We start from the raw sequence: 14,981 nt of genomic DNA, 5'->3' as shown, positions 1-14,981 counted from the left end.
CCTAGAGTGGATAAGGAAGGTCATCGAGCTTGTTATGTCCAAAAGCGGCGTGCTCCTGCTGAACTTGGGGGGGCCAGAGACCCAGGCGGATGTGCAGCCCTTTCTTTACAACCTCTTTGCCGATCCGGAACTAATCCGTCTGCCCTTTCCCTTTCTCCAGAGAGTGTTTGCCTGGGCCATCTCCACGCTGCGGGCGCCCAAATCCCGGCGCAACTACGCGGCTATTGGGGGGGGATCCCCTTTACGGCGCATCACCGCTGCGCAGGCGCAAGAGCTACAGGCACAGCTGGTGGCGGAGGGCTACGATGTGCCGGTGTATGTAGCCATGCGCTACTGGCACCCGCTTATTGAGTCGGTGGTGCAGCAGATCAAGTTAGATGGGATCACCCGCCTGGTGGTGCTGCCCCTGTACCCGCAGTATTCCATCAGCACGACTGGCTCCAGCTTCAAGCTGCTGGATCGCCTCTGGGCTGAGGATCCGGAGCTGGCCCGCATCGAGCGCCGCCAGATCTGCTCTTGGTATGATCAGCCCCAGTATGTCCAGGCCATGGCTAGGGCCATCCGGCAGCAGTTGGATGCGTTTGCAGATCCAGCAAGCGTTCACGTGCTCTTTAGCGCCCACGGCATTCCCGAAAGCTATGTTACCCAGGCCGGGGATCCCTACCAGCAGGAGATGGAAGCCTGTGTCCAGCTCATCTGGCGCGAAGTTGGGCGCCCCAATCGCTACACCCTCTCCTATCAAAGCCGAGTGGGCTCCGTGCGCTGGCTGCAGCCCTACACCGAGACGGTGATCCCGGAACTGGCCGCGCAGGGGGTAAGGCAACTCCTAGTGGTGCCAATTAGCTTCGTGTCGGAGCACATCGAAACCCTCCAGGAAATCGACATTGAGTATCGGGAGCTGGCCCACCAGGCTGGGATCCGCGAGTTTCGCCGCGTGCCAGCGCTGAATGCCGACCCCCTGTTTATTGCTGGCCTGGTGGCGCTGGTGCGGCCCCATTTGCTCCCTCCAACACCTGCGCTTGTGCCGGCGGCAGTGGGCAGCTCGCTACTGGAGTGATCTCTGGGCCAGCAAGGGCTAGATCCCCCAAAGTAATTGCTTGTTTTTGTGCAGCCTAGGGATAATCCTCCGGGAAGTTTCCCCGCTCTACCCAATCGATGAGCAAAGCCCTGCTGACCGAGTGGCTGCTGGACTATTTCTACCAACGGCTGCCCTTTCCCAAAGAGTGGCTGCCCCAGGGGAGCTACTGGGTGGGGGGATCCCTGCGGGATGCCTACCTAGCTTGGCTGCGGGGCCAGCCTAGCGACCCCAAGGGGCCGTTGGATCTGGACTTAATGTGTCCAGCCGATCCCGTGGGGTGGGCGGCGGGGGTGGCACGGCGGCTGAAGGCTGGCTTTGTGGTGCTGGATGCGGAGCGACAGATTGCCCGCATTGTGCTGGGCCAAGGAAGGGCTTCTCCTCCCACGGCGGCGACGGTGGACGTAGCCCTGCAGGTGGGCCCCACGCCAGAGGCGGATCTGCGCCAGCGGGACTTCACCTGCAACGCCCTCGCCCTGGCGCTGCAAGAGGGGCAACTGTTGGATCCTACGGGCGGTCGGGCAGACATTGAGCAAGGGTGCCTGCGTATGGTTCACCCCGACAACCTCAGCGCCGATCCAGTGCGGCTGTTGCGGGCCTATCGCCAGGCAGCTCAGCTGGGGTTTGTGCTGGATCCAGCCACGGCAGAGGCGATTGGCCAGCGGGCTTCCCTCTTGGCCAGGGTGGCAGCAGAGCGGGTACGGACCGAGGTGGTGGCCCTCTTGGAGACCCGCATCCCGGGCCTGGCCCACCTGCAAGCGGCAGCGGCGGCAGGGTTGCTGGTGGCTTGGCTGCCCCGCCTAACGCCCCAGAGCTGCGGCTTTGCCCAGGCTCAGGCAGTGTGGCAATGGGCTGAGATCTGGCAGCTCCAGTACCCCCGCACGCTGGCGGAGCTGGCCCAGCCTTTGGCGGATCGGCGCAGCGCCCTCTTGGCAACGGTGGTGGCAGCCCTACTGTGGGATCCGGCGGGCACCCCCGCCGAGACAGTGGAAGCGGAGCTGGAACGGCTGCGTTTCAGCCGGGCAGAGATGCGGGCCATTCAAAAACTGCACCAGCTTCTGCCCCAGTTCCAGCCCCTCCTAACCCACTCCCCCCCACCCAGCCAACAGTGGCGGCTCTATCACCAGGCGGGATCCCTCTTTGGCGGCCTGGCCCTCCTGGCAGCCGCCACCGGTAGCAGCCCCCAAAAGATAGAGCCCTGGCTCCAGCGCTACGAAGATCCCCAGGATCCCCTGGCCCATCTGGTGCCCCTCCTGGATGGCCGCGACCTGCTGCACACCTTAGGCGGTCGGCCCGGTCCCTGGGTAGGTCAGTTGTTGCAAGATCTCCAGGAAGCCCAAGCTTCGGGTCAGATCCAAACCCGTGCCGAGGCCCTTTCCTTTGCCCGCCGCTGGCGCGAGAGAAGCTCCCAACCCTAGCCAAAGCGATAGCCAAAGCCGCGCACCGTTACCAAATACTCGGGGTTACTGGGATCCACCTCCAGCTTTTCCCGCAGCCAGCGGATGTGGACATCCACAGTTTTGCTGTCACCCATGAAGTCGGATCCCCAAACCCGCTCTAGAAGCTGTTCCCGCGTCCAAACGCGGCGGGGATTGGACATGAACAGCTCCAACAGGCGAAACTCCTTGGGCGAGAGACTCACCTCCACCCCCCGCACCAACACCCGGCACTCCTGGGTAAACATGCAAATATCCCCGTAGCGGAGCACCGTGGCCTCGCTGGCGTAGGCCTGCTGCCGACGGCGCAACACGGAGCGACAGCGGGCAATGAGCTCCCGCATTCCAAAAGGCTTAGTTAGGTAGTCGTCGGCCCCCAGCTCCAGGCCCATCACCCGGTCGGCCTCGCTGCTTTTGGCTGTCAGCATCAAAATGGGGAGGGTGTTACCCTCCCTACGCAACAGACGGCATAGATCCAAGCCATTCAAACTGGGCAGCATTAGATCGAGGATCATCAAGTCCAGCCGCTCAGCTGTATGCACCAGCTCTAGCGCTTCTCGACCATCCGCTGCTTGCAAAACTCGGTACCCCTGTTCTTCAAGGGCAAGGGCAACCGTTTCTCGGATGGCATCCTCATCCTCCACCACCAGCAGGGTCTCCGAGAGGGGGGAAGCTTCCATAGGGTGGGAAAGGTGACTGGTCATGGAAAGGGTTGCTTGCATGGCAAACTCCGCCTCGCTTGCTCACAGGGAAAAGTCATCAGCAGCCGCTGGCTAGGATATCAAACTTGCCAGGCCGGCCAATAGAGGGAAGAAAAGGTGCCAAATCCCACTTCGAAAGTCCGCTGGAACCGCAAGGGTTCCACCAGCGGTTGGTTTAGGATGATTTAAGATCACGGCGGAGCTGCCTTTAGGCCACTGGCGCAGCCTGCCTATGTCGGGTTCTCGTTCTGCCCTCTGGGCGACTGGCGGAGCAATTTTACGGCTGCTGCGCTGGCACAAGCCGGCGGGACGCCTGATTTTGATGATCCCCGCCCTGTGGGGAGCCTTTTTAGCCGGAAGGGGAACGCCGCCCTGGCCCCTGGTCGGGATCATCATTCTGGGCAGTTTGGCGGCTAGCGGGGCAGGCTGTGTCATCAACGATCTTTGGGATCGGGACTTGGATCCGTTGGTGGAGCGCACCCGCAGCCGCCCTCTAGCTAGTCGCGAATTGAGTGTTGGCGTCGGCATGGCAATGGCAGTGCTGTGCTTGGCCTGTGCGGGGGGACTGGCGCTGTTTCTCAACCCGGTCAGCTTTGCCCTCTGCGTGGCGGCAGTGCCGGTGATTTTGCTCTACCCAGGGGCCAAGCGGGTGTTTCCAGTGCCCCAACTGGTTCTGGCCCTGGCTTGGGGGTTTGCCGTGCTCATCAGTTGGACGGCGGTGAGGGGTCAGGATCCCCGACTACCCCTGTGGGAGGAAGGACTAGGCTGGCTGTGGCTGGCCACAGTGCTATGGACCCTGGGGTTTGACACGGTCTATGCCCTCTCGGATCGAGAAGACGATGAGCGGGCCGGGATCCACTCCAGTGCCCGTTTCTTTGGCCGACAAACACCGACGGCGGTGGGGCTCTTTTTCCTGGGGACCACCCTTGCCCTCTTGGGGGCAGGGCTCAGCCTACGTTTGCACGGGGTTTACTTCCTCACCCTGGCTGTTGCCGCTGGTCTCTGGGCTCGGCAAACCTGGCAGCTTCACCGGCTTAACCCTTCCCCCCGCCTTTACCCAGCTATCTTTGGCGAAAACGTAGTGCAGGGCTTTATCCTGCTGGCGGGGATGATTGCCGGCTCTCTGCTAGGGGAGCCCTGGACCCCCTAGTTGGGATAGATGCGCAGGCGGCGGTTGGGCTCCTCGCCAAAACTCTGAGCTCGCAGGTGATAGTACTCCACTAACTGATGCTGCAGCTTGCGAATGTGGGCAGAGCGGGGGAGGAGTTCCACCGGCTGCGACTTGGGGATAACAATTTGCTCCACCGCCAGGCGAGCTTCCTCCAGAGCTTCCGCTTCTTCCCCAGAGCTAGCTTGAATAAACAGCTCCAGGTCAGAATCAGCCCCCTCCTCAATATTAAGGATGCGGCGCAGGGCGCTAGCCAGAGCAATCAAGGTATTGGCCTTGACGGTGTGAATGGGGATCTGGCGGGAGTGGGCCAGTTGCTGAATCTTGGAGCGGCTGCGCACCTGGGATCGCAAAGCCAAGACAATGTCGGCCTCATCCAAGTCTTTAGTAACCTGCGCCGGCAGCTGCAGGGTTCGGATGACCTGCTCCAGATGGAAACGGCTAACTCCGTAGGGATAGATCCTTAGAGGTCCCTCCGGATCCTGCTGGAGCTCTACTTCCTCTTCCTCCTCGGCTTTGGGCTCTGACTGAGGGCTAGGTAGAGGCACCGCTGAGGAGGAGACGGCTTCCTCCCCCTTTACTGAGGACAAGCCAGGCTGCTGCAGACGGGTCGCAACCGGCTCCAAAGGTAAAGGCTCCATGCAGCTAGAGCGGCCCCAGCTGCTTCCCAGGGAGGACAGGGTGCTGTCAGCAGGCGGCCACTGCGGTCGAGAGAGGGCGGGGCGTTCGTTCATGGCGGTGGTACTGCGCACAATCACCACTTGGCCGCGTTCGTCCAGGCTGCGTATTTGGATTGACGCCTCGCGGTTGCGCAAGAGGCGATCCACAGTGGCTGCCACATCTTCGTGGATAACCCAGCGGTGCCGCTCCAGCATTTCCACTGCAATCTCAAAAGTCGGGGGAGCCTTGCGCTCCAAGACACTCTTCTGGCAGCCCCGCCGCCGTGCCTCCTCATCCCCCAGGGTGACGGATTGGATCCCGCCTATGAGGTCCGAGAGGGTGGGGTTTTTGATCAAGTTTTCGATGCGGTTGCCATGGGCAGTAGCCACCAGTTGAACCCCCCGCTCGGCAATGGTGCGGGAGGCCAAAGCCTCCTGCTCAGTGCCAATCTCGTCGATGATTACCACCTCCGGCATGTGGTTTTCCACCGCCTCAATCATCACCTTGTGCTGCAGCTCGGGACTGGCCACCTGCATGCGTCTGGCTCGACCAATCCCTGGGTGGGGCACATCGCCATCGCCAGCAATCTCGTTGGAGGTGTCAATGATAATGACTCGTTTGTGCAGCTCGTCCGCCAAAACGCGGGCAATTTCTCGCAGGGCAGTGGTTTTACCCACCCCTGGTCGGCCCAGCAACAGCATTGAGCGGCCCTGCTCCACCAGATCGCGGATCATGTTGATGACGCCGACCACGCAGCGGCCCACCCGACAGGTCAGGCCGATGATTGTGCCCTGGCGGTTGCGGATGGCGCTAATCCGGTGCAGAGTTGAGGCAATGCCAGCCCGGTTGTCGCTGCTAAACTCTCCCACTTGGCTGATGACCAAATCCAGGTCGGCGCGGCTAACCACTTCTTCGGAGAGGTACTCAGCAAAGCCGGGGAAACGAGCTTCTGGGCGGCGGCCCAAATCCAGAACCACCTCCACCAGCCGATCCAAGTAGGGATGCTGCTGCAGCCGCTCCCGGATGGCTGCAGGCAGAACGTCCAGGAGCTTGTTGAGGTCGTCGTTGTAAAGGACTTGTCCAGGGAAGGGGGTGTGTTCACCTAGGAGGTGGGGGTTCCTCTGCAAGTCCACCGCCGGGTTAAAGGGCTGGGCTGAGAAACTCATGGTCGGTCGAGCGACGCTGTTAAACACTGGAAAGACAGCTCTGTCGGAGGGCAACTGGCCGCTGCTTTACCTGCTGCACCAACTGCTTGGCCAACAGGATCCCTGTTGCCAGGCCAGACCCTTCCTCGAGATAGGCAGCCACCAACTGTCGGGCATAGCTGCCAAAGGCAATCCCCGCCACTGGCCAAGAGGGATCCAACAGCGACACCGTTTGCGCATTGGTTCCTCCTGCTAGTTGCACATAGCCAGGCAGGCCCATATCCAACACCTTGCGGGCCAACCTTAGGGTGGCCTTGCTGGTGCCAGCTCCAATGTCTCCACTCATGGGCCGGCCATCCACCTGCCAGATCAACACCTCCGGCAAGGGATCCATCAAGGCCAACACATCCCGCAAATAGGCCTCCAGGCCGGGACCCTCGTTAAAGCTAATCGAAACGGCCTGCAGCTGCCCCAGCCATGGCCGCAGGGATCCCCACACTTGCTCAAACTGCTTCTGCCGGCCAACACGGGTGTGGATTTCCACCGCCTGAACGCCCAGCTCCAGCAAACAGGGCAAGACTTCCGCCACCGCCACCTGGTAGCCGAGGGTGGTGATGCGCTGGTAGGGGCAAACAGGCTCGCAGCGGCCACAGCCATAGCACAGATCTGCCTGGATGTGAACCTGAACAGAGGCAGACGCCGGCGCACCCAGCGGCACCACGGCATGGGGGGGGCAGACCGCCACACAAGGCTGTGAGCATTCGGCCGGGCAGGCAGCCTCCGTCAGGACGGCCTTGCGGAAATGGACATCCTCACCGTCGTTGAGGCTAACCATCAGCCATGGGGATCCCGCCTGCGGGTCTTCGGCTTGGGCTCGCTGGATCCCTTGCTGCGCAGCCCGTACAATGGCCGGCTCAGCGGCAACGTCAATGCAGTCGGCACCGGCCAGCGTGTAGAGAAAGGCTAACTCCCGAATTGAGGGCAAGTGGTGGAAACTTGCGCCGCAGATGAGCTTAAACCAAGTACCCTGTTGCAGCGAAGCTTTCGGCGAGGTCACAGATACAGCCACCAGCAAGGCCGCCTACTTGAGATAGTAGCAAAGAATTCTCTGAGAGTCTGAGCCAATCCTCAGGCGCTCTGCAGGGCGTCCTTCAGGGGTTGCCACCGAATTGATCGCTCTCGAGCCAGCTCCACCACAAATTTCACGCCCTTGTCTTCTTGGCTCAGCTTCACCAAGTAGGAGAGCTCTTGCCGGCTGAGGACATGCCCCTCGTAAAACCAAAACACCAGTCCTTTGGCTTTGGGGGGCAGGCTGGCGCGGTACTGCTCAATCAACGAGGGGTAGAAATAGGTGCGCCGCTGCGATTTCCCTAGGGTGGCAGGCCGCACCCCATGGCTGCGCGTTAAATAGCTGGCCAGATCCCCAATTCCCTTGCTGGAGAGGGTAACCACCTCATAGCCGGCCCCGCGCAGCCGCCGCAGGTAGTGCCCTTCGGATCCCCCTTCCGGGGTAACAAACATGGCCAAAGCCCCAGATTGCTCGAGCTGTTGCACAAACTTGGCCCCTGAGCCAACCAGCAACATAAGAAACCTCAAAACCCGCCTTGCCCCTGCCCATTGTAGCGGGAGTGTACCCCCGGCTGGGGATAGAAGTCTCCGATAGAACTCATAGAAACCCCCGGCCTTTCCTGGCTTGCTGGAGGAGTGGTTAGAATGGGGATCGAAAAGAGAGCAACAGCCAATGGCTCAACCAAGTTATCCTGTAACCAAGAGCGACGCCGAGTGGCGCCAGCTGCTTACTGAAGAACAGTACTACGTGCTGCGTCAAGAAGGAACTGAGCCCCCCTTCCGCAATGCCTACTACAACCACAAGGCGCCAGGGATCTATGTCTGCGCTGGCTGTGGGCAGGAGCTCTTTTCCTCGGCAGCCAAGTATGACAGTGGCACTGGCTGGCCCAGTTTTTGGGAACCTATTGCCCCTCATGTGATTGGCACCAAGACAGATTGGAAACTGCTCGTGCCGCGCACTGAGGTGCACTGCTCCCGCTGTGGCGGCCATTTGGGGCATGTGTTTCCAGACGGCCCCCCGCCAACGGGCTTGCGCTACTGCATTAACTCGGCAGCCCTGAAGTTTATTCCAGCCAACGCCTAGGCTTTGCCAAGGGCAGCTTTTTTGAGCCACCTGCTGGGGTGAGCATGTCGGACTACACCTTTTGGGATGCTGCCTTGGTTCTGCTGCGGGAGGGCCTGGAGGCTCTCTTGGTGCTGTTGGCCCTGGTGGCGCTTCTCAGTAAGAGCGGGCAGTCGGCCCAGCGCCAATGGGTGTGGCTGGGAGGAGCAGTGGGTCTACTGGCCGCCGTGCTGCTTGGCCTCTTAGTCAAGCTGTTTTTCCAGCAGCTCCTTACCCACACCCGCCAAGAGGTGCTGGAGGGGATCACTGGGCTGGTGGCAGCAGGTCTGTTGTTTTCCGTCAGCTTTTGGCTGCACCGGCGGGCCGCCATTGCCGCTTGGCAAACCTTTGTGCAAGAACAAGCCCAGGCAGCGCTTGCCAGGGGCCAGATTTTCTCCCTAGCTTTCCTGGCCTTTACGGCGGTGTTTCGCGAAGGGGCGGAAACGGTGTTGTTTTATGTGGGATTGGCCCCTTCCCTAGCACCCAAGGATCTCTGGCTGGGGATCGGCTTGGGAGCCCTGATCCTAGGGGGGATGGCGGTTTTGCTGCTGCAGGTGGGGCTAAAGCTGCCCTTGAAGGCTTTTTTCCGGGGTTTAAGCCTGCTGATTTTCTACTTGGGCTTTAAGTTCCTGGGCAGCGGCCTCCATGCTTTGCAAGCAGCAAGTTGGTTGCCCACCACTGCTCTAGCTGGGATCCCCAGGCTACGCTGGCTGGGGATTTATCCCACCTGGCAAACGCTGCTACCCCAACTGGCAGTGTTGGCAATAGCTATTGTCTGGTGGCTACAGCCGTGGCAGTGGACTAGTTTCCCCCAAAAGCCTTCTTCCTAAAGGGAGAAGCTACCCCACCCCCTGCTTGCTGCTTAGCTCCCCACCCACAGAGAAGAGCGGAGGAGAGCATCTTCCTAGCTTACCAGTACGGCTCGAGCGGCTGCAGCAGTATAAGCACGAGCTCTTTTACTAAGGGCCAGGGACCCCTTCAGGTGTCGTAAACCCGGCACTCGACAGCATCAGGGTTTTCGGCGCAGTGCTGCTCTAGGCTGCTAGGAGCCTTTTGCTGGTGGCTGCGGGCTGCCAACACTTCCTCCACAGCATCCCAGGCTGCACGGCAATGGGGATCCCCTTCGCCGTACTCAGAGCAGATCTTGCGGGCATTTTCCAGCTCTTTGGCAATGACTTCAGACAGTCCCATATGCTCAAGCTCCTTTAGACAGGACGGGGCCTGTAGCCCCCGGATATAGGCGGTTGGCAACGACCTCCGCTAGGGCAAAATCTGTCTACTGGCCCTACCGCTGAGTCTCAAAGAGTGCCTTAACTGCCAACCGATCTATCTCGTTGCTTTCACTTTTAATTTTAAGGGACAGCGGCAGGGGGTCGCCGCCACGCTTTTGCAATCTCTTCGGGATCACCTCCAACTGCCAAACAATTGGCTAATCTGTTGCCGCACCTGTTCTGGGGATCCCTGTTGGCGCACCTGTCCTTGCGCCAGAAAGATTGCCCCGTCTGCCCATTCCAGCTCTGTCAGCCGGTGGGTTACCCAAAGGGCAGTGATCCCCTCTTGATCCACCAGGCGGCGGATGCAGCGCAGCAGATCCTTTTGGCTATCGGGATCCAAGAGAGCCGTTGGCTCGTCCAACAGCAGAACTTCGCAGTGCCGGGCCAGGGCCCCAGCCACTGCCACCCGCTGCTTCTGCCCACCGCTAAGGCCGTGAATGGGGCGGCGGATCAAGTGGCGCAAGCCCACCTGCTCCAGGGCCATCTCTACCCGCTTCTGGATTTCTTCCAACGTGAGGGGCTCTGCTCCCAACCCAAAAGCTACATCCGCCCCCACTGTTGGCATAAACAGCTGCTGATCCGGGTTTTGAAACACGTAGCCTAGCCGCCCCTGCACCTCCCAGAACCCCGCCAGGGGCTGGGGATGGGTGAGCACTCCCGACAGCAGTTGTAGCAATGTCGACTTGCCACTGCCATTGGGCCCCAGCAGCATCCACAACTGGCCTTTGGGAATGGCAAAGCTGCACTCCTGCAGAACCGGCGGACGCCCTGGCCAGGCAAAGGTCAAGCCCTCCACCCGGATGGCCAACGAGGATTCTCGGCTAGGGAGGGGAGTCTTCATACAAGAGACTCCTAGAGAGGTGGCCTTAGCTCTGCAGCTGGGCCAAAAACCCAGGTCGGACTCCCAGGGGTGCAGCGCCGGACCTGGAGGAGGTCATCTGCACACCACACAGCTCGCCGGTAAGCAAGAACACCTTTTTGCCAGTGCGGTCGCAGGTTAGCTCCAGGCTCTGCGGGGATCCGTTGCGAAGAGCTTCAACCACACTCTGATAGGCGCGGTTGGCCGCTTCCTCCTCTTTTTGGTGGATGACGATGGGGGCGGGATTTCCCTTCAGAAGCAATTCCAGGGTATACATGGCTAACTGTTCGCGTAGGGGGCTGTGGACACCTGATCCCAGTATCCTAGATCCCAGACCTAGGGGCAGGGGCGAGCGGAAGGAGGATCCCCTGGAGTGAGACTGGCAAACCAACTCGACAGGGCCGCCGGCAGGCAGAGGCCAGGGTTGCCCTCAATGTGGAGCCGTTCCAGCCGCGGCAGTTCTGCCAAAAAGCCGGGCAACTCGCCTGTGAGCTGGTTACGGGCCAGGCGCAGATCCCGTAATTGCTTGAGTTGGGCTAGCTCTGGCGGCAGGGATCCGCTGAGGCGGTTGTCCGACAGGTACAGATTCTCCAGGTGGCGCAGTTGCCCCAGTTGGGGCGGAATGGGCCCAGAGAGTTGGTTGCGATCCAAAAACAGGCCCCTCAGGGAGCTCATCTGGCCCAGTTGGCTGGGAATGGCGCCGCTGAGCTGGTTGTTTTGTAGGCTGAGGTTTTCTAGGCGGCTGAGCTGCCCCAGCTCGGCAGGAATAGGCCCGGAGAGCTGGTTGTGATCCAAAAACAACCCCCGCAGCTTGTGCAGTTGCCCTAGCTCCGGCGGAATGGGGCCGGAGAACTGGTTATAGTCCAGAAACAGGTTTTCCAACTCGCTCAGTTGCCCCAGCTCGGCGGGGATGGGGCCAGAAAGCTGGTTGTAACTGAGAGACAAAGCCCGCAGGCGGTGGAATTGGCCAATCTCCGGCGGCAGGGATCCGCTCAGCCCGCGGCGATCCAATACCAACTGAACCAGACATTGATCCGCATCGAACAGAGCCACCTCCTCCACCGCCACCTGGGGACGGCCCAGCGCGGCCAGGATTTGCCGCAGCAAGCGCGGCTCCCGCTCCCTACAGGAGGGGGCAGACCAGACCAGTGTCCCCCAGCTCAGCCAAGCCCCAATTGCCAGCAAGAGCAAAATCCGAGCTTGTCTTTTGACTGATCCCATTGCCCCTTCCCGGCCAACGTCTTAAGGCAGCATAACTCCCGTCCAGATCCTTGCCAACTGCTAGCTGGGGGAAGGGGCAACCGTTCCAGAGCAGGGCGCCAGGCAGGATCTTAGGATTGGCTGCCTTGAGAGCGCTGGATCACCTCAGCTTCGCTTAGAGGGGTAGGGGCGTGGAAAGACAGGCACCAGGGAGTTTGGACTTTGCAGGGCGGGTGAAGCTCCTGCGAGGAGAGGTAGAATTGCCCCACCTTCAGGATCGCTACATCCTCGCCGCTTCCCCCCCTCTGGGCAATTTGCTCGCGCACCACCTCGATAGCCGCTGGCGACGTGACCCGGCCAAAGAACTGGGTGGAGCAGTTGGCAATAATGTTGTGGTCGATGCTTTTGGGAGCCTGGGTGGCGAAAATGAGGCCCAGGCCGTATTTGCGCGCTTGGGCGGCTAGGCGCAGCAGGCTCTGCTTGCAGGGGGTAGTCCCCTGGGAGGGCACAAAGTCTTTGGCCTCGTCGATGGCCAACAGCCCGCGCACTGGCGCTTCCGGCGGAGCGGGGTTTTTCTTGATCCAGGCAAACAGCGCCATGGCCAGTTGGTTTACAAATTGCTGCTGTTCGCCCAGGGTAGGAAGACCCACCAGGTTGATGACCGACACGCGGGTTTTGCCATAGCCTGCCCCCAGCCCCAACAGGCTGGCCGGATCCAACGCCGTGCCGCTTTGACTGAGCAGCTTGTTGTTGACCATGGCAGCCTTGAGGAGATTGGCCATCTGCAGGGCCAGTTGCGGAGCCTTGCTGATATCGGCTCCTGCTTCTGGGGGCAGATCTGCCAGGAACTCGGCAAACTCGGCCAGGGATCCGGGCTGGTGGGTGGCAAAGTACTTCAAAGCTGCCCTGAGAACTCCCCGCTTCAGTTGGTCGCTGACAGTCTTGCCGGGGGCCACGATTTCCTGAAGGGTGCCCCAGGCGATGTCGACGGCCTGATCCAGCTCTTCAGGATCGTCAGCCAGCGCAGCAAAGTCCGGCAGGGGGGCGAGGGTGAGGGGGTTACCTGCTGCCAGCCCAGGGGTCCAAATCACCACTTCGGTTTGGGCAAAGTAGCGCTCTGCCTTGGCCTGGTCTTCCTCTGTCCAGCCTTGGGGGGCAGCAGGCCAGGGATCCCCCAGGCGGGCCAAGTCGTTGGCAGCATCGATAACGATGGAAGGGATCCCTTGCAAAGCTGCCTCCTCCACGATGCGTCGCAAAAGCACCGTTTTCCCAGAGCCGCTGCCGGCCAGGATCACGGTGTGCCGCACCAGCTCTGGGACGGGCAGAAAGACCGGATCCCCTTCTCGGTTGGCCACCCAACGCCGCCCGACAAACAAACCTGTCAGGTGCAGATCCTGCTTGGCTTGAGGGGCCTTGCCGTTCTCTACCCTAGAAAGTGAGAAATCCCCTTTTGGAGTTTCCTGCCCAGGGATCCCTTCCTTCAGCCAGGCGAGGATCTTGGCCAAACCCGAATCAGGCTCGGCGGCTGCCAGTTGGGCAAGGGGTTGCCGCTCGGCCAGCCAGTCCGTAAAACCGGGCCTGGATTTGAGCTGTTCTAGGGCCAGCAGAACCCTGATTGCCCTTTCGCTGGGCTGCCAGTGGATCCCGCCCTCCGCAAGAAAACTCTGCCACAATTTTTGGCTTACCCGGCCTCTGGGCACTGGTATCGTGCGCACCACCACCAGCTTGCGAGATCGCAGGGCCGGATCGATCCCGGCGGCTGTCTTGGCGGCTCCCAAGCGGGCCTGGAAGGCCTTGGGATTACCTGACTGGATGGCTATCAGACAAAGGTGCTTTTCTCGCTCGTTGGCCTCATGGAAGATCAGGCGCAAACGAGAATGCATCTGGGAAAAGCTTGTGGCTCCAGGGAAATCCATTTCAATTTGGGTGCCGATGCTGGCCGGCAACTTTGCTTGCCGAACGAGAAAGTCACATACAGAAGTCAAAAGTTCTTTCCATGGCTCATCTTTGTTTTCCTGTAAATATGGAGAGATATCAGCATTTTGCTTGAACTTCTCAAACTCGCGATCCAGTTCCTGCAGAGAAGCACTTGAAGTAGTAAGAGGAGAACCGGAGGATCCTAACTCGATAACTTTCCCTTCTTTCAAGCAGCTCTCTCTGTGCTCATGGCATTTTTGCAAAAGAGCTCGAGGAGATAGAAATTGATTACTTTCAAAAAACTCCGGCTTAAAGGGGTAGGAGGAATAGGGAGGGGTAAAGCCAACCTTGCGATAGGCTTTTTCTAAGCGAGGGACAACAACAGCCTCAGCAGTACCTGCAGAGGGAAGAAGCGTAAAGACAGAATGGGACTCAAAGCGACCTGAAAGCGTAGAAACAGCCGTCTTTGTTAGGATTTCCCAAGAGTGTTCTAGGCAGGAGACAACCACAAGAGATCGAGAGAGATAATCTCGTAGCGCAATAAGACCGCCTCCAATGCTGTGAATGATATTTTCCGTGGCCTTTGCTTCTGCCCCTGATTCTTCTGAAGCTATATGAAATTGCATAATGATTGGATCCAGTTGATCCAAAGCAACTACAGTGGGCCCCCTCAGGCTCATGAGCCAAGAAAGCCCCGCGACGATCTCGCTGGGAGTTAAGCCTGGCGAGACAAAGCCAAACCTTTGCTTCGTCTCCGGATCATCTACACCTAGGCCCTCTATCCAGCTAATTCCAGCTGCAGCTATTGCAAAGTCGGCAGAGTTGGCCAAAATCATGGCCCGCACACAGTCTTGATACTTAAGTGTTTTACTCTTATCTTGAGTAAACAGCCATTGCAGAACTCGGTTGACAACTCTGACCAAGAGGTCAGGAGGAAATTCGGCAATCTCTTCTGCCTTCTTAGGACTGGCCAGGGCCTTCAGGAAGATTTGATCGAGAACCTTTCTTAACTGACTTCTTCCATCTGGCTCTTCCTGTATCAGGGATGTAAGGTACCCTTGAACTACCGTTTTCCAGAAATCTTTCACATCTGTCATGTCCACCAGGACAAATCCCACGCCCCTTTCAAAGCAGCGCTGTCTCAATACCCTGAGCAGGTGGGTCTTCCCAGTACCGCTGCTGCCGAGGACAGGGATCCCCAGCGGAGACTCGCTTTGGGGGGATTGGATCAACTTCTCCAGCCGCTCAAATAGCCGCTCTCTAGCGTCTCGATGAAGATCGGGAACGTCAAACTCTGGTGGCTGCCAGATTTTCTTCAGGTGAACCGTCCAATCAAAATCAACTTCCCTGAGAGCCTCAAGGGCCTTTTGTTGTTC

14 protein-coding genes and 1 pseudogene are annotated in these 14,981 nt (G+C 59.7%); 5 read left to right on the top strand and 10 right to left on the bottom strand.

From position 1 onward, the window contains the following. Positions 1–34: 34 nt before the first annotated feature. A complete protein-coding gene (gene hemH, locus NW827_RS08125) occupies positions 35–1,057 on the top strand; it encodes a ferrochelatase (RefSeq protein ID WP_414403779.1) in 1,023 nt (340 codons plus the stop codon). A 98-nt stretch (positions 1,058–1,155) separates the two neighbouring features. Continuing rightward, positions 1,156–2,493 (top strand): CCA tRNA nucleotidyltransferase, encoded by a 1,338-nt coding sequence (locus NW827_RS08120; protein ID WP_414503548.1) that lies wholly within the window; start codon positions 1,156–1,158, stop codon positions 2,491–2,493. Here NW827_RS08120 and NW827_RS08115 read toward each other — a convergent pair. Further along, the gene (locus NW827_RS08115; RefSeq protein WP_414403781.1) at positions 2,490–3,233 is read right to left on the bottom strand and encodes a response regulator; all 744 of its coding nucleotides are present in this window, start codon (positions 3,231–3,233) and stop codon (positions 2,490–2,492) included. The genes NW827_RS08120 and NW827_RS08115 overlap by 4 nt on opposite strands. A gap of 211 nt (positions 3,234–3,444) precedes the next feature. Here NW827_RS08115 and NW827_RS08110 point away from each other — a divergent pair, with 211 nt between their 5' ends. Further along, entirely contained in the window at positions 3,445–4,362 is a 918-nt protein-coding gene (locus NW827_RS08110; RefSeq protein ID WP_414403782.1) for a 4-hydroxybenzoate solanesyltransferase, read from the top strand. On the opposite strand, the gene NW827_RS08105 is transcribed toward NW827_RS08110, so the two are convergent. The 3 genes from NW827_RS08105 to ndhN are packed head-to-tail and all read right to left on the bottom strand — an operon-like array spanning position 4,359 to position 7,769. Beyond that, positions 4,359–6,206: a R3H domain-containing nucleic acid-binding protein gene (locus NW827_RS08105; RefSeq protein ID WP_414403783.1), complete on the bottom strand. Its 1,848-nt coding sequence runs from the start codon at positions 6,204–6,206 to the stop codon at positions 4,359–4,361. The two genes, NW827_RS08110 and NW827_RS08105, sit on opposite strands and share 4 nt — an antisense overlap. A 19-nt stretch (positions 6,207–6,225) precedes the next feature. Further along, on the bottom strand, positions 6,226–7,254 hold the full coding sequence (locus NW827_RS08100) for an LdpA C-terminal domain-containing domain (RefSeq protein WP_414403784.1): 1,029 nt from the start codon (positions 7,252–7,254) through the stop codon (positions 6,226–6,228). 59 nt (positions 7,255–7,313) lie between these two features. Further along, positions 7,314–7,769 (bottom strand): NAD(P)H-quinone oxidoreductase subunit N, encoded by a 456-nt coding sequence (gene ndhN / locus NW827_RS08095; protein WP_414362498.1) that lies wholly within the window; start codon positions 7,767–7,769, stop codon positions 7,314–7,316. A 157-nt stretch (positions 7,770–7,926) separates the two neighbouring features. On the opposite strand from ndhN, the gene msrB reads away from it, so the two are divergent. Both msrB and NW827_RS08085 read left to right on the top strand, forming a co-directional pair. Next, a complete protein-coding gene (msrB, locus tag NW827_RS08090) occupies positions 7,927–8,337 on the top strand; it encodes a peptide-methionine (R)-S-oxide reductase MsrB (protein ID WP_414362497.1) in 411 nt (136 codons plus the stop codon). A gap of 44 nt (positions 8,338–8,381) precedes the next feature. Next, complete coding sequence (locus NW827_RS08085; protein ID WP_414403785.1) at positions 8,382–9,185, top strand: FTR1 family iron permease; 804 nt, start codon at positions 8,382–8,384, stop codon at positions 9,183–9,185. A gap of 148 nt (positions 9,186–9,333) precedes the next feature. On the opposite strand, the gene NW827_RS08080 is transcribed toward NW827_RS08085, so the two are convergent. From NW827_RS08080 to NW827_RS08055, 6 genes and pseudogenes are all read right to left on the bottom strand, one after another. After that, positions 9,334–9,546 (bottom strand): CP12 domain-containing protein, encoded by a 213-nt coding sequence (locus NW827_RS08080; RefSeq protein ID WP_414362495.1) that lies wholly within the window; start codon positions 9,544–9,546, stop codon positions 9,334–9,336. A gap of 213 nt (positions 9,547–9,759) precedes the next feature. Continuing rightward, entirely contained in the window at positions 9,760–10,470 is a 711-nt protein-coding gene (locus NW827_RS08075; RefSeq protein WP_414362494.1) for an energy-coupling factor ABC transporter ATP-binding protein, read from the bottom strand. Positions 10,471–10,495: 25 nt separating this feature from the next. Then, positions 10,496–10,765 (bottom strand): hypothetical protein, encoded by a 270-nt coding sequence (locus tag NW827_RS08070; protein WP_414362493.1) that lies wholly within the window; start codon positions 10,763–10,765, stop codon positions 10,496–10,498. A 59-nt stretch (positions 10,766–10,824) separates the two neighbouring features. Further along, entirely contained in the window at positions 10,825–11,709 is an 885-nt protein-coding gene (locus NW827_RS08065) for a hypothetical protein (protein WP_414503547.1), read from the bottom strand. A gap of 110 nt (positions 11,710–11,819) precedes the next feature. Continuing rightward, entirely contained in the window at positions 11,820–13,673 is a 1,854-nt protein-coding gene (locus NW827_RS08060) for a helicase HerA domain-containing protein (RefSeq protein ID WP_414503552.1), read from the bottom strand. 852 nt (positions 13,674–14,525) lie between these two features. Continuing rightward, positions 14,526–14,915 (bottom strand): annotated as a pseudogene (locus tag NW827_RS08055) (AAA family ATPase); the annotation flags it as partial. Between the last annotated feature and the right edge of the window lie 66 nt (positions 14,916–14,981).

Source organism: Synechococcus sp. H70.1, from assembly GCF_047502705.1.
GTDB lineage: Bacteria > Cyanobacteriota > Cyanobacteriia > Thermostichales > Thermostichaceae > Thermostichus.
Note: the sequence above shows the minus strand (reverse complement) of the source record. Positions and strands in the feature narration are given on the sequence as shown.